General features: G+C 70.6%; 2 protein-coding genes. Both read right to left on the reverse strand.

Annotation, left to right across the window (positions count from 1 at the left end; genetic code table 11):
• On the reverse strand, positions 1 to 1,230 hold a 1,230-nt coding region (locus AC36XV_RS14185), incomplete at its 3' end, for a sodium:solute symporter (protein WP_492204344.1).
• 9 nt (positions 1,231 to 1,239) lie between these two features.
• A partial coding sequence (locus AC36XV_RS14190) for a YwiC-like family protein (RefSeq protein WP_492204343.1) occupies positions 1,240 to 1,920 on the reverse strand: 681 nt, incomplete at its 5' end.

Below are 1,920 nucleotides of genomic sequence, written 5' to 3' on the forward strand. Positions count from 1 at the left end.
GAACACGCCGAGGACCGGTCCGAAGGTGATCGAAGTGATGGTGAGACCGGCCTCCAGGACGGAGCCCCACGCCCGGGCCAGGACCGCCACGCCGGCGAGGGCGACGGCCCAGCCGGCGGTCAGGACCCGTGAGCGGCGGAGCGCGGAGCCGTCGGCACGCTCCGAGGCATCGCCGAAGTCGAAGGTGGAGGCCGACGCCAGAGAGCTCATCGAGGAGGAGAGCGTGGACATGGCGGCGGCGAAGACCGCCGCGATCACCAGCCCGCCGAGGCCGGCCGGCATGCCGGTGGCGATGAAGCGGGGGAAGGCCTCGTCGGCGGAGGCGAGCGGTTCGGTGGGCGGCGCGGCCGCGTAGTAGGCATAGAGCAGCGACCCGATGAACAGGAAGAGGGCCATCTGTCCGAACACCAGGAATCCACTCGCCACCACGGCCTTCCTCGCCTCGCCCGGGTCCCGACAGGCGAGCAGCCTCTGCACGAACATCTGGTCGGTCCCGTGGGTGGCCATGGTGAGGACCGCTCCTCCCAGGAGGCCGGCCACCAGCGTGTACGGTCGGGTCCAGCTCCACTCGAGGTGGAGGACGGACAGCTTCCCGGCCTCCCCGAGCATGGGAAGGGTCCCCTGCCAGCCGCCGGGAATCTCCCCGAGGAGCACCCATGCGGCGAGGATGGCTCCGATCAGGTACACGATCAGCTGGACGGCGTCGTTCCAGATCACCGCTCGCAGACCCCCACGCATCGTGTAGTAGAGAGTCACACCGGTGACGAGGAGGATCGCTGCCGGCAGACCGATGGGCAGGAGCGCCTGGAGCACCAGAGCGGTCGCGAAGAGGCGAACTCCGTCAGCCAGCACGCGGGAGCCGAGGAAGACGGCGGAAGAGAACCTGCGGACCCGGCCCCCGAACCGGTGGGCCAGCAGCTCGTAGGCCGTGTGAATACGGCCCTCGAAGTAGGCGGGCACCAGCCACCAGGCGACGAGCAGTCGTCCGATCACGTACCCTGCGGCGACCTGCAGGAAGCCGAAGTCTCCCGTGTAGGCGATCGCCGGGACCCCGACGAAGGTGAGCGTCGACGTCTCGGTGCCCACGATGGAGAGGCAGGCGGCCAGCCACGGCGTGCGCCGTCCTGCCAGAAAGTAGTCGTCGAGGTCCCTCTGGCCTCGGCCGAGCCTGCCGCCCAGCCATACGGTGGCCGCGAAGTAGACGATGACGATCACCCAGTCGACGGTCATCGCAGACACCTAGAGACCCTCGCGGAAGCCGATGGCCAGCAGCAGCACGTACGCGAGGCCCCAGGCCAGCTCGGAGAAGCCCACCTGGCGCGCCCGGACGCGGCGACGGTGGTTCGAGAGCCCGCGAACCGAGCGGGCGAGGAGGGCGCCGAGCGCCGCCGGGGCGAGCCATGGCGCGAGGTCGAGCCCGGCGAGTCCGAATCCGAGGAACACCGCGCCCACGTGCACAGCGACCGAAGCGCGGCGGTCGATCACCTCTCCCCGCTCGAGCCGCAGTCGCGCCCGGACGTAGAGAATCGAGGGGACGGCCCGGGCTACGAGAAGGGCCCACAGCGCCCATGCCTCGATCCACCCCCACCCTCCGGCCAGTGCGATCGAGGGAGCGGACGCCGCGAGACCCATGGGAGCCGCGAGCTCCGGTAGCAGCCGGCGGGCCCGATTCCTCATGTCGTACGCCCCGTACGCGGCAAGCAGCGGACTCAGCAGGACGAACGGGGCCAGAACCTCCCAGCCGGCCACCTGCGCCGCCAGCGCGAAGGCCAGAAGCGCGACGGCCGAGTAGAGGAGGGCGAAACGACGCGCCATGCGGAAGCGCGGAGAGAGATCGAGGCGGTGGCGGTTGCGCCAGAAGAGCTTCGCGGGGTGCCGCACGAGGAAGGCGGCCACCGTTCCCATACCGACGGCCAGGCC

The sequence above is a fragment of the Candidatus Benthicola sp. genome (assembly GCF_058719085.1).